This is a genomic window from Rufibacter latericius, from assembly GCF_003721515.1.
Classification (GTDB): Bacteria; Bacteroidota; Bacteroidia; order Cytophagales; family Hymenobacteraceae; genus Nibribacter; species Nibribacter latericius.
On sequence record NZ_RJJD01000010.1, the window covers coordinates 1 to 21,767 of the forward strand.

18 protein-coding genes are annotated in these 21,767 nt (G+C 46.1%); 5 read left to right on the forward strand and 13 right to left on the reverse strand.

Translation table 11 applies throughout. The features are described from left to right. Positions 1-100: 100 nt before the first annotated feature. From EFB08_RS16080 to EFB08_RS16090, 3 genes are all read right to left on the reverse strand, one after another. On the reverse strand, positions 101-568 hold the full coding sequence (locus tag EFB08_RS16080) for a hypothetical protein (RefSeq protein WP_123127993.1): 468 nt from the start codon (positions 566-568) through the stop codon (positions 101-103). A gap of 92 nt (positions 569-660) precedes the next feature. Further along, complete coding sequence (locus EFB08_RS16085; RefSeq protein WP_123128066.1) at positions 661-1,071, reverse strand: DUF2251 domain-containing protein; 411 nt, start codon at positions 1,069-1,071, stop codon at positions 661-663. A 165-nt stretch (positions 1,072-1,236) separates the two neighbouring features. Continuing rightward, complete coding sequence (locus tag EFB08_RS16090; protein WP_227006365.1) at positions 1,237-2,691, reverse strand: tyrosine-type recombinase/integrase; 1,455 nt, start codon at positions 2,689-2,691, stop codon at positions 1,237-1,239. A gap of 123 nt (positions 2,692-2,814) precedes the next feature. Here EFB08_RS16090 and EFB08_RS16095 point away from each other — a divergent pair, with 123 nt between their 5' ends. The 3 genes from EFB08_RS16095 to EFB08_RS16110 all read left to right on the forward strand — a co-directional run bounded on the left by EFB08_RS16095 (position 2,815) and on the right by EFB08_RS16110 (position 6,119). Then, positions 2,815-3,192 carry a hypothetical protein gene (locus EFB08_RS16095; protein WP_123127994.1) on the forward strand — a complete coding sequence of 126 codons (378 nt, stop codon included), beginning with the start codon at positions 2,815-2,817 and terminating at the stop codon, positions 3,190-3,192. Between the two features lie 1,041 nt (positions 3,193-4,233). Beyond that, a complete protein-coding gene (locus EFB08_RS16105) occupies positions 4,234-4,788 on the forward strand; it encodes a cupin domain-containing protein (protein WP_123127996.1) in 555 nt (184 codons plus the stop codon). Between the two features lie 518 nt (positions 4,789-5,306). Continuing rightward, a complete protein-coding gene (locus EFB08_RS16110; protein WP_123127997.1) occupies positions 5,307-6,119 on the forward strand; it encodes a class I SAM-dependent methyltransferase in 813 nt (270 codons plus the stop codon). A gap of 66 nt (positions 6,120-6,185) precedes the next feature. Here the strand turns inward: EFB08_RS16110 and EFB08_RS16115 are convergent, their stop codons facing one another. The 6 genes from EFB08_RS16115 to EFB08_RS23360 all read right to left on the reverse strand — a co-directional run bounded on the left by EFB08_RS16115 (position 6,186) and on the right by EFB08_RS23360 (position 12,708). Beyond that, complete coding sequence (locus tag EFB08_RS16115) at positions 6,186-7,265, reverse strand: adenylate/guanylate cyclase domain-containing protein (RefSeq protein ID WP_123127998.1); 1,080 nt, start codon at positions 7,263-7,265, stop codon at positions 6,186-6,188. A 499-nt stretch (positions 7,266-7,764) separates the two neighbouring features. Then, on the reverse strand, positions 7,765-8,031 hold the full coding sequence (locus EFB08_RS23355) for a hypothetical protein (protein WP_125077758.1): 267 nt from the start codon (positions 8,029-8,031) through the stop codon (positions 7,765-7,767). A 181-nt stretch (positions 8,032-8,212) separates the two neighbouring features. Next, positions 8,213-9,268 (reverse strand): ABC transporter permease subunit, encoded by a 1,056-nt coding sequence (locus EFB08_RS16125; protein WP_123128000.1) that lies wholly within the window; start codon positions 9,266-9,268, stop codon positions 8,213-8,215. A gap of 10 nt (positions 9,269-9,278) precedes the next feature. After that, positions 9,279-10,640, reverse strand: coding sequence for an ABC transporter permease (locus EFB08_RS16130; protein ID WP_123128001.1), 1,362 nt, complete (start codon positions 10,638-10,640; stop codon positions 9,279-9,281). Positions 10,641-10,646: 6 nt separating this feature from the next. Further along, entirely contained in the window at positions 10,647-12,206 is a 1,560-nt protein-coding gene (locus EFB08_RS16135) for an ABC transporter substrate-binding protein (protein WP_165864926.1), read from the reverse strand. Between the two features lie 280 nt (positions 12,207-12,486). Continuing rightward, the gene (locus tag EFB08_RS23360; protein ID WP_125077759.1) at positions 12,487-12,708 is read right to left on the reverse strand and encodes a hypothetical protein; all 222 of its coding nucleotides are present in this window, start codon (positions 12,706-12,708) and stop codon (positions 12,487-12,489) included. A gap of 271 nt (positions 12,709-12,979) precedes the next feature. On the opposite strand from EFB08_RS23360, the gene EFB08_RS16140 reads away from it, so the two are divergent. After that, positions 12,980-14,461, forward strand: a complete 1,482-nt coding sequence (locus EFB08_RS16140) for a hypothetical protein (protein WP_123128003.1) — start codon at positions 12,980-12,982, stop codon at positions 14,459-14,461. A 156-nt stretch (positions 14,462-14,617) separates the two neighbouring features. Here the strand turns inward: EFB08_RS16140 and EFB08_RS16145 are convergent, their stop codons facing one another. The 4 genes from EFB08_RS16145 to EFB08_RS16160 form a co-directional block, all read right to left on the reverse strand. Continuing rightward, a complete protein-coding gene (locus tag EFB08_RS16145) occupies positions 14,618-17,287 on the reverse strand; it encodes a carboxypeptidase regulatory-like domain-containing protein (protein WP_123128004.1) in 2,670 nt (889 codons plus the stop codon). 485 nt (positions 17,288-17,772) lie between these two features. Continuing rightward, entirely contained in the window at positions 17,773-18,504 is a 732-nt protein-coding gene (locus tag EFB08_RS16150) for a head GIN domain-containing protein (RefSeq protein ID WP_165864928.1), read from the reverse strand. Between the two features lie 31 nt (positions 18,505-18,535). Further along, positions 18,536-19,615 carry a FecR family protein gene (locus EFB08_RS16155; RefSeq protein ID WP_123128006.1) on the reverse strand — a complete coding sequence of 360 codons (1,080 nt, stop codon included), beginning with the start codon at positions 19,613-19,615 and terminating at the stop codon, positions 18,536-18,538. Positions 19,616-19,713: 98 nt separating this feature from the next. Continuing rightward, entirely contained in the window at positions 19,714-20,298 is a 585-nt protein-coding gene (locus tag EFB08_RS16160; RefSeq protein ID WP_227006366.1) for an RNA polymerase sigma-70 factor, read from the reverse strand. Positions 20,299-20,447: 149 nt separating this feature from the next. Between EFB08_RS16160 and EFB08_RS16165 the strand changes: the two genes are divergently transcribed. Next, on the forward strand, positions 20,448-21,761 hold the full coding sequence (locus EFB08_RS16165; RefSeq protein WP_123128007.1) for an MFS transporter: 1,314 nt from the start codon (positions 20,448-20,450) through the stop codon (positions 21,759-21,761). Positions 21,762-21,767 lie beyond the last annotated feature (6 nt).

Here is a 21,767-nt window from a genome sequence, read left to right on the forward strand (position 1 = left end):
GCTATTATTCATTCGGGTGTTGCCTACCAACCGGATTTTAAAAGATTTTCCGCCTGATTTTATTGACTTTTAACAGAGTTCATGTTAGGCAATGGCATTTTTATTTTTTGCGTATATAAAGTCCAGAATTAGGAAATATTCTCTCTACTAAGAAGTTTTCTTTAGTGTGAAATTGGTACCAGCTCTTATATTTCTTGTCCCTGAAATCATAGACATTAAGCACAATGTAAGGTAGACTAAAAATTTGCTTGGATAGCCCTACATAAAAAGGCACAGATTCGGTCTTGTTTCCTTTATAGGTAAAATGGCTGAAGTGAAGTTTAAAGTGCTGAATTTTGTCGGAGGTCAATAAACTGTAAATAGAATCAGTCAATATCAAGTCGCCAGGAACATAATTAACGTAAATTCTTTCTTTTTCAAGAGAGTCGGTGGTAATGTACATGTTCTTCAACTCTTCAAAGGCTAGCTTATCATTGACAAGGATAACTAAGTTTATCCGTCGCTCCTGGGCAGTAGCTTGGTTAGAGATGAGCCACATTGAAAACAGAAAACAAATGGCTTTCTTCATATTTATTGCTTTTGCCTAACGTCTAGTGTAAGCGGCGGGCGAGGCCGTCGGCCGAAGGCTGACGTTTACACCTTGTTGGCGGGAGTTATTTTTTATTTGCTTAATGATTCTAATAACTCGTCGGTAAGTTTCCGTTCTTTAACTTCTGCCCAAGAACCATTCTCTGGAAACCCTGTCCTACAATATCCCGCCTTGTTTTTAAAGTCGAACAGCGCATGGTAATAATTATTTATAGAAAGCAATGCCATTGATTCATCCTCACTCCATAATATTTTCAAGGTCGAGGGTCTGTCTTTATCTACTACGTCTTTAACATTATAGATATGAAGTGCATCTAATATTTTGAGTCCGTCAATTCTTTCAACGGCGTAGAAGTAACCTGTTTCTTCATTGTCTTCAAAAACAACAGCATTTTCATTATCGGCAGTACTGTCAATGAAGGTGTCTTTTCCTGGAAAGAAGTCTTCTTCTTCGTATATGTACATCTTCATTTTATTCTTCATAATTACCGCCAACTACTGTGTATAAGGAGCAGTTCCGGTTATTGGCGCTTTGGTTGGAGTCACGGATACTACTTCCCGCCGCCCCATCCAACCAGATTTCGACCCTAAACCCTTCCGCAAAATACAACTTTCCACAATATACCTGCTGTTGAATATAGTTATTGCTCACAGATTGTCAAGCGGGCTTACGATACCCTCCAGCCCATGGTTGGTGATGTGGGTGTAGATCTCGGTGGTCTTGCTTGACCTGTGGCCCAGCAGCGCCTGGATGTAGCGCAGGTCCGTCCCTTGCTCCAGAAGGTGGGTGGCGAAGGAGTGGCGGAGCGAGTGGGGCGTCGCCTTTCTCTCCACCCCGGATTTGGCCAGGCAGGCGTTGAACACGTGGCGGATGCTGTCGGCGGTGTACTGCCCGCCCTGCGGCCCCTCGAAAAGCCACACCTTCGGCCGGAACTCTTTGTAGTAGGCCCTTAGACTCTCCAGCAGCTTCTTGGAGAGCAGCGTGGTGCGGTCTTTCTTCCCCTTGCCGCCCCGGATGAGCAGCAGGTTACGGTCTTTTTGCACGTCCGTAATCCTCAGGTTGATGACCTCGCCAATCCGGAGCCCACCCGCGTAGAGCAGCTGCAGCAGGCAGCGGTGCTTCAGGTTAACAGTGGCCGAGAGGATTTTGGCCACTTCCCCCTTGCTCAATACGGTGGGCAGCCGCTCGGCCTTCTGGGGCCGCTCCACTTGCGTCAGGTCCAGCCCGTGGCGGCCCAGCACCCGCTGGAAGTAGAACTTGACGGCGTTGATGCTCTGGTTGACAAAGGAGAAGGAATATGCCTGGCTCTGCACCATCTGCCGGTGGTACTGGTTTATCTCCTCGGAGGAAAACGCGTTGATGGCCTCCAGTCCTTTCTCCCGGTGGGCGTTCAGGAAGCGCACCAGCAGCGAGTGGTAGGTGCGGATGGTGCTAAGGGAGTAGTTCAGCAGCTGCAGCTTCTCCAGGTAAGGCAGCGGGCAGGTGAGGTAGCCTGCATCCTTGCGGTAGGTCTGCTCCCAGAGCCGGCGCAGCACGGCCATATCCTTAACTTTCACCGTCCCGGCCAGCCAAACGCCCGCAGTGCCCTCCAGGCAGTCCAAGAGCCGGTGCAGGTCACCCGAGTCGGTCCCCAGGGAAAAGCACCGCTCCTCTGGGAGCCACTTGCAAAGACCGCCTTCCTTTAGTTTCCTGTAGATACCGGCGTCGTAAGCGAAACTCACCTGCAGCACCTCACTGCCTCCGTGCAGCAGGGGCTGGAGCCGTACCACGGGCAGGTCCGGCAGCTTTTCCAGCGGCTCAGCCTGCCGGTTTTCGCCATTCACCACAGCCCCCAGGTCCGGGCGGAGCCGCTTGGGCCGGTTCAGGTAGCGGGTGTTCACCAGCGCTATCCCCTGGAAAGCCTGGTGCAGCCGCTCGATGGCCTGAGGGGTCCGGTGCGCCACGTAGCACCTGTAGGTCTTGCTGTACCTGGCCGCGCCGCACTCCTTGAGCCTTTTGCTGATACGTTGGTCAGGTATGTGCCAGATGCGGATGAAGGGCTTCCCCTCGTGTTCCAGGGGGTTGAGGTACAGGACAGGGGCGGAGGCAGGGTGCTGGTACATAGTTGTTTGTGTATTAGATCCCAATGTAGCATAATGCTTGGCCTTAGCCGTAAACTACCCGTATATGTCCGTATGTATCCGGAAAATCCGGATATAGCCGGATGTACTCGGATAATATCGGAAATGGAGACTAATGCGAAAGTCTGTGGCTACTGTGGGGAGGCCATGGCGGGCAGGGCGGACAAGCGGTTCTGCTCCGACCAGTGCCGCGCCCGGTCTGGCAACCGCAGGAAATTGCAGGACCGGGGCGAGCGGCTCATGCGGGAGGTGAACAACGCCCTAAGGCGGAACCGCCAGATACTGGAGCGCTTCAGCCCCCAAGGGAAGACTACCCTGAGGCGGGAGGCGCTGTCGCAGGCGGGCTTCGACTTCCGGTATTTCACCCACCTCTACCGCACCCAGAAAGGCAGCACCTACCACTTCTGCTATGATTACGGGTACCTGCTCTTGCCCGAGGAGAAGGTGCTCATCGTCAACCACCAGGCTTACATGGACAGGTAGTGGCCGCTCAGTACCAGATTAGAATGGAGGAAGGCCATGGACTCGGTGAAGACGTGTTGCGGTAGCCAAACACGCCCGGTTGAGCCTACATAGGTCGGTAATCCCTATGGGCAACGTATGCTTTCACCCGTGCCTTATGCTAAAGGGGTGGGGGATGGTTCTGCCGGTTGGAACGCTCTGGGTCAGACCGGGTACCCTGGTGTTCTTTAGGTGACGGTGGTTCTAACCTTCGGTGGTTGGTGGTCAGAAGTGCCTTTCTGCATGGATAACGTCCTAGACGGCCAGAATCAACGCAATACTAGCACATTCACAACCAGTAAAGGCACCTTGAATCTTCAACTAGGGTTTCCTGTTTTTCCGGCGCTGTTGGGTTTCCTACCATGGTTGCGTGATTGTTTCTCCAGCCTGGCGGTGGGTGCCTGCCCTGGGGGTAACCAAAAAAGGGTTTGGCGGGAAATGGGGCTCTATTGACCCAATGAGGCATGAAAGCCCCTGAAGTATGTAACCAGAAAATATATAGCCTAGTTCTGCACATTTCCTGAAAGGAATGCCAAACATCTAGCGTTCAAACTAAAAGGATAGGGATAGGCCCACAAGAAAACATAAAGGCCATGATCATCTTAGCCCTTGAAACCCACCTGTTTCTACAGTGGTCTTCAGAAAGCCTAATCTTAAAAGAGATTAAGTATATTCCCAAAGGTTTAATGGCGGGAAGTCAACCCAGGAAGGATGCTCACCTTAGGGCACCTTTCCGAAGTAAAGCAAAAGAAATCAAAACCTCGGATAGCGGGTACCTTCAGTAGAAACTAGGTTGAAGGGTGTCGTAGAAGCCCAGGAGTTGGCAACCATGGTCCAGTTTAAAGGCCTAAGGGCAAGTCTGCATTTGTTGGGGATTTGTCGGTGGGGTTTCTGAAAGAATTCCTTTTTTCTTATTTTAAGGGTAAGAATTACCTGCTCCTATGGAACTCCTGGGCACTTTATGCCAAAGGCAATGTCGGCTGAAAGTAAAAAATAGTTGTAAAATTAATAAAACTCGGTCCGATGGAAACCTCCTTTCCAAAAACCATTGAGAACTGCCTGGGAGAGAGAATCATCTTCCATGGCGTGCAGAAAGAGCCGGACGGAGACAGGGTGATCGTGGAGAACTTCGTCACTCCCGGACATGGTCCCCTGATGCACACTCATTTCCTGCAAGACGAGGAACTGACGGTGATAAAAGGGAGCATCGGGTACCAGGTTCTTGGGAAGGAGGAGCAGTACGCCGGAGAAGGCGAGACTATTCTGTTCAGGCGGGGAACGCCCCACAGGTTCTGGAACGCGGGGCAGGAAATACTCAATTGCCGGGGTTGGGTGAAACCAGCCAATACAATTGTGTTCTACCTCTCGGCCATTTACGCGGCGCAAAACAAGTCAGGCAAGGCACAACCTGAGACATTCGATGGGGCCTACCTGCTGACGCGCTACTCTAAAGAATATGATCTGCCTGAGATACCCTGGCTTGTGAAGAAGATTGTCCTCCCGCTGATCTATCTTGTTGGTAAAGCCCTGGGTAAATACAAGCATTTTAGAGACGCACCCGAACCAGTTAGAGGTTGATACAAATTGCTATTTGGAACCTTCAGGATAAAATTAACCAAAGTTGAATTTCAGGCGCTTCTCCGTGGATTGTCTTTTTTGCTTTTCCTGGAAGTGAGGTTTAAGAGGCACTATTTCCATCAGGAAAGTGAAGGAAACCACTTTGATAAGGCTTCTACTTAAGTAGGTTTGGGTAAGCTCGTTTTAGAGCCGTTTTACTGAAAAGGAGCCATAAATAAGGTCTGAGCCCGAAAGTATGGAAAGGGGTTGTAAAATTTTCAGATTTCTTCTACCTTAATGCTTTGCTAAAGCGTTGACAGGCAATGAGGTCGAAAGCATTTTTAGCAAATTTGACTCTCCGCCTCCGGTTACAATAGATACCCTTATTCTTAGCAGGTGGATTAGTTTCAACTTGTCTCCCCGATCCCACACCAGGGAATATCCTTTATCCCTAGTTGAGCCGTCTTTGGTACCAGAACCCGGTACTTGAAAAGTGAAAGGTTTATGAATTCATTTTGTAGCACGCAAAAACAAAATTTATGAATCCAAACAAAACATTATGGGAAAAAGGTGATTTCACCCAACTTGCCGAAACCATGCGGGAAAGCGGAGCAGCCTTAGTTGACAAGTTGGGAATCAGAAAAGACATGCGGGTTCTCGATCTTGGTTGTGGAGATGGTACTACCGCTCTTCCAGAAGCAAGGCTTGGTGCTACTGTTGTAGGGGTAGATATTGCCAGAAATCTGGTTGAGGCTGGGAACAGGCGCATAAAAGCCGAAGGGCTCTCTAATTGCACCATCCAGGAGGGAGATGCTACCGATCTACAGGATTTAGAGGATCAGTCCTTTGATCTGGTGGTAAGCATCTTTGGTGCGATGTTCGCCCCTAAGCCCTATGACGTAGCAAAGGAAATGGTTCGGGTCACTAAGAAGGGAGGAAGAATAGTGATGGGGAACTGGATACCCGGAGATCCCACATTGGTAGCGCAAATCCTGAGAATTAGCTCCTCTTACACTCCGCCTCCGCCAGAAGGGTTTGTGAGCCCCATGTTATGGGGTGTGGAAGACCATGTGATAGACCGTTTCGGGAAAGCGGGTGTTGCTAGGGAGAATATCTCGTTTATCAGAGACACTTTTACGTTTGCCGCCCCCTATCCACCATCAGAGTTCCTCTCTAAGTTCAGGAACTACTACGGGCCCACCATGAACGCCTTTGAAGCCGCTGAGAAGGAGGGAAAGGCCAGTGATCTACAGCGCGACTTAGAAGATTTGTTTGCCAGCCAAAACCAAAGCACCTCAGAAAACAGTACCTCCATTCCTGCCACTTACCTAAGAGTGACGGTCCAATGCTAACCGAAATAGAGCATTTTGTTTTAGGTGCAGTTTTCCAAAAGTGACCATTAAATAAAGCATTCACCTTTATGCCTGATGGTTGCTGACAACACTGTAGAGTTCCACCTCGGTCTCCTTTCCGCGGAGGGTAACCGCATCTATCCTTTCGGAACGGTAACTGTTTAGTTGCGGAAGTCTTGCTATAAGTGATCCTGAAACGAGGCAATTCCGCTGGTATTTATTGCATTCGTTCTGTATTCTTGAAGTGGTATTAAGTACATCACCGTTGTAGACAATCTCCCGTTTAAGGTCCCCGATCTGGGCGCTTATAACTTTTCCGTAATGCAGTCCGGCCTTGAACTCTGGCTTTACCCCAAATTCATGAAGGTAGCTTTCACTTTTCCGATGCAGGTTTTCCTGGAATAGGAAAAAGGCCTTCAGGCAATTCGAACCCTCCAGGCCATGATTCACTTCCCAGGTGAGAACCACCTCATCGCCAACATATTGGTATATCTCGGCTTTGGTTTGAAGCACGGGCTGAGATATCTCGTGGAAAAGCTCATTGAGCAGGGCGTAGAAACGAACATGCCCCAGCTGCTCTGCTATGGTGGTGGAAGATTTCATGTCAAGGAACATGAAAATCCGTTCTTCCTCGCGGGGCTTGTGGTATTTGCCCCTAATAAATTTCCAAAGCACCCCTTCCCCCAGTAAATGGTTTATCTGGAGTAAAAAGACGAGCAAACTGTAAACCGAAAGGGTATAAAATACCAATACCACCTGATGGGTAGAATTCAGGAAAGCCGGCAACTCACTTAGCTTTCGGCCTTCAAACAATCCTGCTACAATTACCAGTGATAAAGTGACCGCGTAAATAGCAGCGGTGTAAAGAATGGTTTTAAAAAAAAGAATGCCTGTAAAAGACCAGTTCCGAAATTTTGATTCAGCCTTTGGGAACAGGAATAATTCCATTAAACCAAACACCAAACCCAGGGGAAATCCCACCAGGACACTATTGTGATCAAGACGCTCTTCATTGATTAGCTGATAGATTACTCCCGCAAAGGAGGTGAACAGGCAAATGAAGGCCAAATATTTGAGTTTTCTGACGAAGTTAGGCTGCATGTGGTGAGAAGGAATGGAGGTAAAAATCTCTATGTCCACCATCATTTTCGCTAGGGACCTGGGAGTCAGGTTTGTAGCGAAAGCTTTATTGATCAGAGCATCAAACTGACCACGGCTTGTTGGTAATCCTATCTGGGGTAGGATTAATGTTGTACTACCACCAGGCGAATGGGGAGGGAATCACCTTTTTTTTGCGTTTCCGGATGAAAAACCTGGCAGTAATCACCACTTCTAAGTTAGCAAATTCTTAGTGTATTGCCGAAATACAGAAGCTGGAGATATTCTTTCATGTAAAGATGTAAGAACTAGACCTACCTCCCTAGAGCACCTTGCCTTTTCTCATGGTCTGTTCTTACCCTTAATCCTAAAAAATGAAATTTACTAAGTGGTAGGTTTTGGGACTGTTTTTAAGAAAGAAGCCCTGAAAGGAAATGATAAAAAAAGCCTGCCGGTGACAAGCCGGCAGGCAAACAGACAAACAACAAAAAAACTTAAACAATTAACTAACTTCCGCATGGGGGGCTACGGAAGACAACTCAAAAACTTAATATCTTATACCTGGATGACCGGTTAAAGAATCAAACTCAAAGGTTCCCAGAAAGTATCCGTCCAGGATAAATCCTTCTGATAAAGAGGTGGTTGAAAATTCCATCAGGTGACCTGCCGAAGTAGTTGAATTATTTCCTATCTTACCCAACAAGGTTTGAGCGGTCTGTCCTCCGGGCCTCTTTGTTGCTTTAAGATTCACTTGCAAGTGAAACTGCTTTTGTGAAGCATCAATCAAACGTAACCCAGATACTATCATCTCCATTTGCTCTTTATTATGATACAATAATACAGAGTGGTATGCTGCCTAAATAGGAAACAACAGCCAAGATTATAACTATGGCTTAGTTGATGATATTTTGGACTATTGATAGTGAGTCTAAGGTGTTTTGCTTAATATGGCCCTAAAAGCTATTATGATGTAAGAAGAAATTGGGGAAGAGAGGCTACTTTGTAACGGATTTCTTTAGGTTTGGGCTAGATAATCTGTGGCCAATTATCTGAAGGCTGAAAATACTTGCAAGTAGAACCAGGGCAGGAAAGAGCAAGAGCCACCAGGCTTCCACAGAAAACCGGGCTGTGGCCAGCATTTTACCCCAGGAAGGCACATCCGCCGGTATTCCAATTCCTAGGTAGGCCAGTGTGGAGCCCACGCCTAATAAACCAGAGGCTGCAAAACAAAAATTAGTTAGGATAGGTCCTTTCAGGGAAGGCATAATATAAGTGATAAATATCCTGTTAAAGGGAATACCTAATCCTTTGGCTGTTTCATAGTACGGCCCCTTCTTGATTTGCAAAACCGTTGCCCGCGAAACTCTGGCCGGAAGAACCCAATAGGTAACGCCAATCCAACCCATCAAGGTGATCATGGAAAAAGGGGTGAAAACCGTAAGAATCAATAACAGGAGAAGCTTGGGCAGGGAAGACCAAATGGTAATCATTTTTTGAAGTCCTTCTTCTACTGGTATTTTAACTGCTTTCGTTTTTTTTCCCTCGGGAGACCCTCCTTTGTGGGAAAATATAAAAATAAGCAGCAGCAGGAATCCGGCATTAAAAACCCATTTACGAAAGGAGAGCTCCTGAAAAGGTGGCCAGGAATGTACAATCTGAAACAGAGCAAGATAAATGAACAGCAGCAGGCATCCTTTGAAAAGCTTTGAAGCCGGAATTTTTAAGCCTTGATTTCCAAGAATGGCCGCTCCAGTACCAAGAAGAACCCCTATTATAGTAGCAATTACTAACGGCGGAATAGCTAAAAGCCAGGCTGTGCGGCAACTGAGGAACAAATAAAAGAAGACATCTCTTCCGAGTTGGTCTGTACCCAATAGGTGTTCAGGTGAGGTGAACGGTGGAAGATAGGCTTGTTCTGGTACAGCCATCACCTCTTCACCCTGCATCAGCAAAACCTGAGAGACCAATGCGGCAGCCGAAAAAAGGGCCAACCAAAGAATGGAAAGCTTTTCGGCGAAAGTGAAGGTCTGCTTTGGTTTTCCTGATTCCATCCTTGTTCCCCTAATTGTTTTTCATTCTTGGGTCAAGCAAGGCATAAGCAAGCTCGGTTATCCAGACAATGAACAACCTGAAAATCAGGAACACCAAGGTAAGGGCTACCATCACCGGGTAATCGGCGGCAAGGATGGACCTTGTCAGTAAGCTCCCAATACCCGGTAAAGAAAAGGTGATTTCAACCACCAATACCCCCGCCATCAAACCGATGATCACTTCGCTTAAGACTGTTATCGAGGGGAGCAAGGCATTGGGTAAGGCATGTTTTCGGAGTGTTTTCTTGAAAGTAAGTCCTTTTGCCAAACCCGTTCGTTGGTAAAGCTGTTGAGTCTGGTCAGCTAAACTCCGGTGAAACTGTAACGTGAGGTGAGGGATAATCAGGAGAGATACACAAAGACTGCCCAGCAGAAGGGAAGGGTTAGTTAAGCTGGAAAGCCAATTCTCTTCTTCAAGATCAAAGGAAAGCGGCGAAAGGACTGCACCACCCATCAACAGAAATAACCCCAGAAGCGACAAGGCGATCAGGAAAGCTGGGATACTGTCTAATACATACAAGAATTGCCTGAATACAAAAGTGAACGCGCTAAATGGCTTTTCTGTAAAATACATCCCCGCAGAATAGGAGACAATCATTGCTAAGGCTAACCCAAGGCAGGCAAGTGCCATTGAAATACCAGCAGCCTCCTTAATTTTAAGAGAAACCGGTTCATAATCCTGTGTTGAAATTCCAAGATTGCCTTTCAAGATTTGAACCATCCAATGATGGTATATATTGTCGCTGCCTTGCCACTTGATTATCGGTAAATAATAATAAAAAGGGGCTGAACTACTGGTCAGGGTTTTCCAGGATTGGAGAAGCTGAGTTGAGCTACTCAGAGGAAATGTTGTAATAGATTTGGTTACCTCTTCCTCTAAGGCCTTTCTCTCTTCTAAGGATTGGCCCAAAGACCAGCTTTGCAACTTTTGTAGGAGCTTCTTCCTTTCGGTTTCAAATCCTTTAGATAAACCCTGCTGCCAGGTTGAATAGAAATTTTCGGCGGGAATACTTCCGTGCCACAACACTGCTTTTTCAAGCCAAGGTTTGTCAACGGGTGCTGTTTTTAGTTGGTGAGCTAGTTTTTCCCCCACTAAAAGCACCTCAAAGTAAAAGAGAGGCTTGTTTAAACCAGCCCGGGTTAGATAATCTGACCTTACCGATTTCAACGTGGCGGCACCTGTTGCCCCATATATTGAAACATCAGCCTCGGCCATTCCCTTGGGGGTGTTAGCCGAAGGAAGGAAGCGGCTCAACATAAATACAACCGAAGCGGTCAGCCAAAGCGAAAATGCAAACTTTAGAAATCGTAAGAATACATTCAGAAATGCCATTCCTACTTATTTTCTTAAAGATGATTTTAATAGGTCATACCCTGGCTTAAGGCCAGAAACAACCACCGAGTCTAGCCGTTTAGAAACCGCGATTTTATTAGTAGTAAAGTATAGGAACACTATATTGCTTTCCTCTTGCATTTTTTGCTGCAGGGTTTTCAGGAGAAGGGCTTTGTCAGTGGGTTGTTCCTCCTGGGCAATTTTCTCCAGAAGTACGTCGGTTTCCTTATTTCCGAAACCCGTAACATTCGCGCCGCCTTCCTGAGCATTAGAAGTATGAAGCAAGGGGATAAGGTTGTAGGAAAAAGGGTTTCCCACCAATGTTCGGAAGAAAAGGCCGAATTTACCGTTTTGCAGTCTTTCGGTGATTTGGCTGCTTTCCAATGCTTGAAGGGTCACCGGAATCCCCACGGCTTTGGCATTCTGCTGAAAAAGCAAGCCCATGTTTTCAAAATCAGAGTTGCCGGCTTTATGTAATAATTCCAGCTCTAACGTCCTGATTCTTCCGTTTATCATTTGGCTCCACCCGGTAGGAGTTTGTTTCCACCCTGCAGAAGTCAATAAAGATTTTGCTTTTTGTTGGTTATAGGTAACGGGCTTTAATTCTGAGTTGTAAAATTCTTTTTCCTGTGGGTGTATAAAGCCCACCGTTGGGGTAGCCAGGCCTCCCTGCAATTCCTTTATGTACTGTTCTGGGTTTAACAGGTGCGCCAATGCTTGCCTTGTCAAGCGATGGCTTAAAAGGGGGTTATTCCCATTCATGCCCAAATAGGCAAGGTCATAGGAGGTAGGGGAATAAAAATGGAAGAGCTGCTGGTACTTTTTGTCTTTCCGCATTTCCTGGAAAGAAATTAAGGGTATGTTATCCATAACATCTACCTGCTGGGCTTTTAAAGCTAAAACCGCCGCGGCATTGTCAGGTAAGATCTGGAATAAGATTCTTGCAGGGTTTGCTTTAAGGGTTTGGCTGGAAACACCTTTTCCCCACCAGTCCTTCTTTTTCTCCAAGGCCACCACCTGGCCAGGTTTCCAGCTTCTTAAAAGGTAAGGGCCACTTCCTTTCACCAGAGATGAATCTTTCGCCATCGCTGGGGAGTTAATGGTGTTGGCAAAAGATTGAAAGGTGGAAGTCTGGGCTAAGGAATCAAATTTTTGCCTGATTAGGCGGAACGGAACAGTAGAAAGAATTCCTTTGGAATCAAATTGATGGGCTGGTAAAATGAAAAAGTCTCCCACCATCAATTTCATCTCAGGGGTATAGCCTGAACATACCAAAGTAAAGTTTTTGGGATTAGCAGGGGAGAGTTGAATGTCTTTGATGAAATCGTATTGGGCTCTCCAGCGCTCATTGTCTAATAAAGGGCTGTGAAGCAGCTTTAAAGAAAATGCTACGTCTTGCGCGGTTACCGGTGACCCGTTATCCCATTTTGCCTGCGGCCGAATAGAAAAGGTAAAATAAGATAAACTATCCTCGCGGCGGAGAGACGGTAAATCTGAAGCTAAAAGCGGTTGAATGGATTTATCTGTGATATCAACCGTTAGCAGGCTTTGATAAAGGTAATTCAATATTTGAAGCGCAGGCGCATTCCCGTAACTGAGAGGGTGTAAAGATTCCGGGTCTTGGGCAAATCTAACTCGTACCGAAGATTCATTCGTAGAAGAAGTGCATGCCAAAAGCCACAATAAAAAAAAGCTAAGGCTCTTTGTGCAGTAATTTTTCATATAGAGCAAGAGGTTCAGGTTTACACCATGCTCAATATTACAAAACTTGCCTCAAATAGCCTTAGCTCATTTTCTTTACTTGTAACGGTAGAAATATTCTTCCATTACTATATCTCGCTATTTGCTAGTCTCTGGTATCCCAGGTACCGGAACCGCCGTAGCCAGTTTCACCGCCGCCTGAACCACCAGTTCCTGGTAAGGTCGTATTGGAAATTTGAGTTGTATTGGCTGAATTAGTTGTAGCTGTAGTTGTAGACGAGGAGTTCTTGTCCTTAGCCTTTTTGTCTGTGGTTGTTCCAGTGATTACAGCAATTTGTAAAAGCAGAGCGAGGAGTAATTCTACCATAACTTGTTTAGGATTTAAGTATATAACAAAATTGGGCAAAGACTCACTTGAAAGAAAGGAAAGAACTTATCGTTGCATAACTATAACATTTCTAATTTTTTGTTTTAAGAAATTAAGTTAATTGTGCATGTATTAAGATTAAAATAACTTTTAAGCAATAAAACTTATTAGCTTATTTAAGCATAAATTGTTTTTACAATATATAGAATTTATAAACTTTTAAAAGTATAAGCTCATAGAAAACTTATTTAGGTTAATTTTTTAGCAGTGCATGGAGGAGTTAAAGAAAATAATTCAGATAGTTGAAAAGAGAGGGGGTATTTCTGCACAAATCTTTACAAACAATTCTAAGGAAAAACGGCTGTACCAAGAGGTGGTTAAGGGAAGGATCACCGATGAGGCCTCTGCAAAAATAATCCTGTATGCAGATGATGAAGATGGAGAGGGCCTGAAAATGGTAAAATCCCGGTTAAGGAAGAAGTTAATGAACCAACTTTTTCTGATGGATGACAGGCGAGACGGCTTGCCTGTTTCGCATTCAGTGGAACAGAATTGTTTGGCGAAATTTTACCAGGCCAGAGTCTTGATGGATGCTGGGGGGAATGATATCGCGCTACCTATTTTAAAGCAGGTTTTAGCGAAAGCCGTTGAGTACGATTTCAATTACATTGTTTCATTAAGCTTAAGGCTCATCATGCAAGCCTGTGTGAACCTTAAAGAGAAAGCTTTCTTTTATAAAGCCTTAACCCAATTAAATGAACTTTCACTTAAACTTACGGCCGATCAAGAGTCTGAATTACTTTTTTTCCAGGCGAATATTGAGCTCAGCCATTCAGTTGTTGCCAGAAAAATCTACCTGAAAAAAATTGAGGAAGTTTTAAGTAAAATGTTTCAATTATGGCAAGTGGCACAGACCTTTGAAACATTCCATAACTACTACAGACTTTCTATCTGGTCCCATGAACTTACCGGAGAGTTCGACAAGATAGTGGAATTGACGAAAATGTCAGAAAAGGTGCTGAAAGAGCATAATATAGTTGCCAACAGAATTGATATAAGGTTCAATAAGTTCATACAGGTATATGCACATTTCAGGGCCAAAAAGTTAGAAGAAGGACTGAATTTGGCTAATTCTTACCTTTCTTATTTTTCTCCATCCAGCAACAACTGGTTTGCCTACATGGAGAATTATATTCTGTTAGCCATTCACGCCAAGAAGTATGAGGTAGGACACATGTTGCTCCACCAAGTGCAGGAAAACCCGTTTATCAAAAAGATTAATAAACTAGCCCAGGAACGTTGGAGCTTGATAGAGGCCTACTTACAGTTTGTTTCTCCGCAAGCGGGAAGTCCCTTGAAATGGCAAAGCTTTGTACAGAATGCTCCTTCGTACAGCAAAGACAAGGAAGGCTTTAACGTAGCTATTCTAATACTTCAGGTTATGTACTTCTTAGACATTGTAGACTATGAAGCTTTGGAGTACAGGGTAGATTCTCTGAAAAAATATGCCCAACATCACTTTAAAGACAGCTTTAGTGAACGTAGCCGTATTTTCTTTAAGTTATTGACGGTGTTGGTGCGGTCGAACTTTGAATTTGCCACCACCCAGAAAAAAGGGCAGTATTTATATAACAAGTTACAGCGCACCCCAACTCCAGGAGATGCCTACGCAGAAATTGAGATCATCCCCTATGAGCACCTGTGGGAATTGGTTTTAGACCGGATCAAGAAATCAGCGCATTTTGCCAAGTAGAAGGACCAATTCTGTAAAAAATGAATGTGCCTGAATTCCAGAAAAAAGCTTAAATGAAATTGGTGGCCTTTCAGAAAATAGGAAGGAAGAGTAGATTTTTGTTTTAGGTCTCTTTTTCTGAAAACAAGCCCAAAAGGATAAAGGTAGAAATGCTTTTTAGAACTGAATTCGGTACCCTAAGTAGGGGTAGATGCCCAATTGGTAATACTTGGTTGCCCTGTTTTCCTCCAGGTCCCAGCCGTAATAAAGTTCGTTTTCGCGGTTAAGTAGGTTATCGGCGGCGGCATAGATCCAATGGGTGGTTTTTCTGGTATTCAATTGGTAAGACACCCTGATATCTGTTCTGAAATAATTCCTTAACCGCTGCTGGTAAGCGCTGTTTATATTATAGTAAATCTTATCAGTTTGTTCCTGAAGGGTTCTTACCTCGTCAATGGGAATAATCCTTCTTCCGCCTGAATAATTGATTTTAAGGTCAAGCGATAGATGGTGCCGATTTTCGCTGTTCAAGGTAATTTCCTTCCCGACCAAAAGGTTGGAGATAAACCCAATGCTGAAGGCTGTTGGCCGTACTTTTCCATCACCGCCGGTAAACGATGATTTCAACAAAGAGAGATTGCCCAAGGCATAAAACCCGTTTTTTAGAAAGCGCTCTGCGGTAAATTCTAAACCGTAGTTTTTGCCCGTTCCCTTACTTACCACGCTATCTACGGTTACAAAGCTGTAATCGGTACCCAGGTTCAGCATGGAAAATGCTCCTTCTCCAGCGGTAAGGCTAACTGGTACTTTGTAGTGATATTGATAATACGTTTCGGCTTTGAAGCGCCAGTTCGAGGCAAAGGTGTGGTTGTACCCTAAAACTAACTGGCGGCTTCTGGTAAAGTCAAGTTGGTTATAGGGTTGGTTGAAAACAGGCTTTTCCTGCGAAAAGAAGCGGTATTCGTAATACACCAGTGGTTGGGTCTGGCTGTGTAAACCGGCAGAAAGGTAGATCTTCTGGGCATCTGATAAATAATAATCAAAGGAAAGCCGGGGCTCCACGGCAATTCGGCCGCCAATGGAAAACCGTTGGGTGTAGACTCCGGTCTGAATATCCAGGCGAGGGGTGATCGTGTATTTACTCAGTAGAAAGCCCTGCCAGAGAGAGGCCGAACCTTGGGCATCCAACGGAATCTCATAGACGTCTCTTTTATCTTGGTACATGATTTCCTGGTTGTTGTAGTACATCTTCTGCCAGGTGAGGCCGCTTTTGATCAACAACCGATGATGGGGTTTATGGGTGACATTAAACCGGGTGATGAGCTGTCTTTCGTAATTGCGCAAATAGTAAAACAACCGGGATGTCTTATTTCGGTACGTGGCGATACTGGTAGCCTCCACCTGGCTGCCCGAGGTAGAAACAATGAGTTCGGTGACCGTTTTTGGAATGTTGGAGTAGGTATGATGGACCCCGAAGGCATACATCTGATTATTCAGGGTGGGCTCCAGCCGATACCTCACTTTGCCCCAGGTAGTGGTGTCCTGATCCGTGTCATAGATGGTGACACTGCTGCTGCCGGCGATTCCCCAGGCAGAAAATTTTCCGGCTTTGGGGGTAGGCAATACTACTTTGAAGGAGCCGTCCTGATAGCGGGGCAGACCTTCGTATCCCATGCTCACCCCAATTTTCTCCATCGGCCGGAAAGTGAACAGACGCATGCTCCCCAGAAAAGAACCACCCCATTTCTTTACCATAGGACCCTCCGTTACAACTTCCATTCCGTTCAGGCCCAATTGAATGGTGTTCTCCACCTTTTTGTTGTTCCCCTCCCGAAGCCGGACATCCATAACCGCCCCAATTCGGTTGCCGTATTCCGCGGGGAAGGCTCCGGTCAGGAAATCAGAATTGGCTAGCAGGTTGTTGTTCAACATGCTAAAAGCACCGCCGGTGTTAGGAGTGAATGTGAAGTGATTGGGATTGGGAATTTCTATGCCCTCCAGTCGCCACAGAACGCCTAAAGGGGAGTTCCCGCGAACGATTAGGTCGTTCCGTTGGTCGGAGGCACTGGAAACACCGGCATAGTTGGCAGCCATTCGGCTGGGATCTTGTCTAGAACCGGCAAAGCGGTTGATTTCCTCTGCCCTAAGGGTGTGCACACTGGAGGAGATCAGAAGATTTTGGGGCAGACTTTTGTCTCGTTCGGCAATCACAACAACTTCGGCTTGCTGAATAAAACTCTCTTCCAGTTGTACCGGAACCACGGTCTCCTTACCAGACACCACCATAATGTTGGGGATCTCCCCATCTTTGTACCCCAGGTACGTGACTTTAAGATAGTGACGTCCTATGGGAAGTTTTTCCAGGGTGAACGAACCATCTATGTTAGTACTTACTGCCCGTGCAGGGTCTACGGATAATAAATGAACGGTAGCTCCAATCAAGGGGGTTTTCAGGCCGGCATCGGTCACGGTTCCGCGGAGGGTTTGGGTAAAGCTACTTAAAGTAGGATGGGTGCTTTTACCAGATTCCTCTTTGGTTTTTAAAACAATCTGTTCCCCAATGATTTGGTAGGTAAGGTCAGCGCATCGGCATAAAACCTGCAAGGCTTTCTCCAGCGGAAGTGCCGTTGCGGAACAAGTGATAGGGGCCTGAAGGGGGAGTTGGCTATTGCTATAAGAAAAGTTTAGAGAGTACTTATTCTGTAAATCCTGTAAAACCTGTTCAAGTGGCTTGGCTTGGTATTGATAAGTTATTTGTACAGAGGCCGGCAAACCTTGTGCATCTGATCTCTGGGGAGTGAGGATCAGGAAAAAGGCACAGAGTAAAAGGTATACATGTCTTTGCAAAACCTGAAATAAGCTGAAATTGACCTTGTGGGTACTGGATTTCCCTACACCGCTAATTTCTGTATTTCAGTAATCTTTACAAAATCGTACAATTAAAATATAGTAAAATTCCTAAATTTTAATCCTCCATGCCCTGATTCTCCTTGAAAATAGATAAGAGAAGATGGAAGGCCCTTTTCCATTTTGCGGGTACTTTTAGAAAACAAAGGCTAAAACAGAGTGGGAAGCCGAATTTAAGAAAAAAGTGTGCTTTTATTGGGAAAAATGCGGAGGAACTCCCCTTTAAGGTATAATAAAGGAAGGAACAAAAAAATCCCCATAACGGAGGAGCTTTCAGGGTGATTTAAAGAAAACAGGCTTAAAATGGAGACTTTTGGTTTGAAGTGGGTGAAAGGTAATAACAACTAGGTTTGATTTACCTGGATCACTCCTGAATAGATGTTAAAATGAAATCAGCTTACCCAATACCATTGGGTAAGCTGATTTTAATTGTCATTGATAACTCTTCCGCTTCCGGTGAGAAGGGTTGAGACCAGGTTTGGAAAGCCACGGTAGTAAACGTTCCCGCTTCCTGAAACCGTCGCGTCAAAGACCTTGTCAACCCAGATCTGCTGGTACCCAGAACCCGAAGAGATAACCTTGGCCGTGTCTGAGTGTAGAAAATACCCTAACACCCTTCCAGAGCCACTTTGGTTTGTTTCCAGGTTCAAAACAAAGCCCTCTAGATCTATGTCGCCCGAGCCGGAGTTCCGCACCTTTATATGGTCAGCACTCCCGATGTACCTAATGGCCCCGGAACCCTCCAGATTCAGTTGAAGTGGCTTGGGAGAGGGAACCGTTTGGATCCGGATTATGCCCGAACCTTTCAGCGAAGCATATTCCAGTTCAGGCATGCTGATGTAGACATTTGTTTCGTCATCGGCGTATTCAATACAGGAGCCAGAGGAGATGACCAAAGTGCCACCTTCCACTTTAGTGGAAATCTCGGGCAGAACATTGGAGAAACTTTCTACCTTAACTTCTACTCTTGGTCCTGCGGTAACATAAACATTACCGCCAATGCGCATGTCAACTCCTTTGAAAGCGGCTACATCTCTTCGTTCTGATTTTGAAGGTCCTGATCCTGTTATACAAGGCCCATCGCCCAGAATGTCACAGGAGGAGAACCAACCAAAAGTACAGAACAGGAAAAAAAGGAAACGTACTCTGAAAAGCATACCGGTTGAGAAAAGACCTTTGCAGGAAGAATCAACGGCAACCTGCGCCATCTAAGGTATAAGTTCCTTTCTCAGATCGGCTGATCTTCACATCAGTAGAAGCTTCCAGTACTGACAGGATTTCTTTCAGGTCAGGGTTTTCAAAAGTTCCTGTAAATGTGCAAGCCTGTAGGTTCTGGTTTGGCACTTCCACCGAAACATTGAAATATTCCTCCAACTGATCTGCCACTGCTTTTAAGGAGGTATTGTTGAACTCCAGAGACCGCCAGGTAGCGGGGGTAGCCTTCTCTGTTTCTTTCCGGTCAAGCTGGCCATTGGCAGAGAGGAAACCGGTGAAACCAGGGGTAAGCAGTACTTTCTTTTCGCTTTTCAGGGAAGAAAGGGCTACTTTACCGGTAACAACCGCTACTGAAACCTCAGATTCTGCTTTGAGGGCTTTCACGTTGAAAGAAGTCCCTAATACCCGGGTTTCGGCGTTTCCGCTTTTTACAATGAACGGTTTCTCAGGATTCTTACGCACCTCGAAGAAGCCTTCGCCTACCAGTTCTACCTTGCGCTCTTTCCCCTTAAAAGCGGTTTGATACCGTAGGGTGGAGTTCTCATTCAAGGTGACCTTGCTGCTGTCTGGCAGATAAATCAATTGTCTTTCTCCGGCGGCGGTGGCTACCTGAGCCCAGGCATTAGGAGAGGAGTTGTTAAACTGCAAATACCCTATCCAAGCCAAACCAACTGCCAATACAAAGGCTGCGGCATACTTGTACAGGGTATTCCAAGGGAAAAGCTGTCTTTCAATCGCCTCACCCGCAGGCGCCTCGTACGACGGAGACTCGTCGGGGATGAGGGGAATGATTTTGGTTTCAGGGGTGAATTCTGCTTTGGCGCAGAATTTAGTCCAGGCAGCGTCAGCATTGGGCTGGAAGGTGAGATTCTGTTCTGAACCAACTTCGTCCCAGACTTCCAGGGCTTCGGTCCATTGTTGCGTGTGGGCTTCGTCTTCGTTCAACCAGGCAGAAAATTCCAGTTGTTCCTGGTCAGACAATTCCCCCCGCAACGCTTTTGCCATCAAGACCCATTCCGGGTTCTCGTGGTTGTCAAGTTTTGTTTGTGTCATGGTAGTGTTAGTGTCGTGGTGTCTATATGACAGATAAAGGAAGGTTAACCCCTATGTCCACGATAATAATTCTTTGGCTACTGCAATGATTTTACTGGCTACGCTATGGCAGCTAATAATGAAGAGGTTATCAGAAGAAACAACAAATGCTCACGTAGGATACGAAGGGCCTTTCCCATTTGGTTTTCCACGGTTTTAGGGGAAAGCTGCAGCGTTTCGGCTATTTCCTTGTAAGTCAATTCCTCAAAACGGCTCATCTCGAAGATAAGTCGGCACTGGGGCGGTAACTCATTAAGAGCCTGCTGAATGCGGCCCTCCATCTCTGTTCCCTCCAACTGCTCCATGGTGGTGTTGGCCGATACAGAAGATTCATAAGGAGTGGTGTCCTCGGCCAGAACCAGGCGTTTTTGTTTCTCAATGTAGTTGAGGGCCTGGTTGGTGACAGATCTTACCAGATACGCTTTGTAGGAAGTGCTTACCTCCAGTACCTCACGGTTCTGCCAGATCTTACAGAAGACCTCTTGCACTAAGTCTTCGGCGGCCTCGGTGTCTTTGGTGAAGCGCACGGCAGTTCGGCACAGCAGCACGTAGTACTGCTTGAACAGCGTCTCCATGAAAAGCGCCTCGTTGGTTTTGAGCAGGACGTGCAACTCCTGGTCTTGGGTAAGTAGAGGTGTACCCATCTTAGTATGTTTAAGTGTACTGCAAAGATAAAAGAACCTGCGTGGCATCCTATATTTTCCTTCTAAAATCAAAGAAGAAGGTGGGTAAATCAAAGTATTTTAGGTAACTAGAACTCTAAAATGCTTATGGGTAAAGCCGCCCTGCTTCTATGAAACAAAACCCTGTGAAAAATGACCCTAAAGTCCTGAGAGCCTGGTGCTTTTATGATTGGGCCAATTCTGTGTATTCGCTGGTGATTACCACTGCCATTTTCCCCATCTACTATGTAGCCCTCACTAAGGGAAATCAGGGAGATCTAGTCAATTTCTTTGGACTGGAGATCTCCGCTTCGGTACTTTACAGCTATACCTTAACAGGGGCTTTCCTAACCATTGCCTTCCTAAGCCCCCTTTTAACCGCCATTGCCGATTACGGCGGAAATAAGAAGAACTTCATGCGCTTTTTCTGCTACATGGGCTCCATAGCCTGTATGTGCCTTTTCTTCTTTACCAAAGAAACCTTTTCAATCTCTGTGCTGCTGTTTATGATTGCCGCCATTGGATTCAGCGGAAGCATTGTGTTCTACAATTCCTACCTGCCCGAAATAGCCACTGAAGAGAACTTCGACAAACTAAGTGCCCGCGGCTTTTCCCTGGGGTACATTGGGAGTATGATTTTGCTGATTTTGTCCCTGGCTTTGGTGCTTTTCCCAAGCGCGGTAGGCATTGAGGACGATGCCTTACCGGCCCGAATCTCTTTTCTTTTCACCGGATTGTGGTGGTTCGGCTTTGCGCAGTATTCGTTTGCTTATCTGCCTAATAACCGAAGTCCCAAGGCAAAGGAGGGTGGATACCTTCTCAACGGTTTTCGGGAACTTGGCAAGGTAGTTTCCCTGCTCAAAGGGTTGCCGCTGCTCAAACGTTTCCTGTTGGCCTTCTTTTTCTATAACATGGGCGTGCAGACGGTGATGTACGTGGCCTCGCTCTTCGGTTCCAAGGAATTGAACCTACCCGATACGGCGCTGATTACGGTGCTTCTCATCATCCAGGCCGTAGCCATTGGGGGAGCTCATTTCTTTGCCTGGCTTTCTGGCAGGGTGGGGAATACCATGGCGTTGATGTGGGCGGTTATTGTGTGGGTAGGTATTACCATCGGGGCTTATTTCGTGACCACCGGAAATCAGTATTACGTGCTGGCCTTTGTGGTAGGAGCCGTAATGGGAGGGGTGCAGTCGCTCTCCAGGTCAACTTACAGCAAACTGCTCCCTGAAACCCAGGACAATGCCTCGTTCTTCAGTTTCTACGATATCTGCGATAAAGTAGGCCTTGCCCTTGGCACGCTTTCCTTTGGTATAACCGAGCAGATTTTCGGGTCCATGCGCAACAGCATTCTCACCCTTCTGGTCTTTTTCGTGATAGGACTGTTCATTCTGTTTTCCATCAGAACCAGGAAATTGGCTCCGGTGGCAGTCCCGGCTGTATAAATGAAC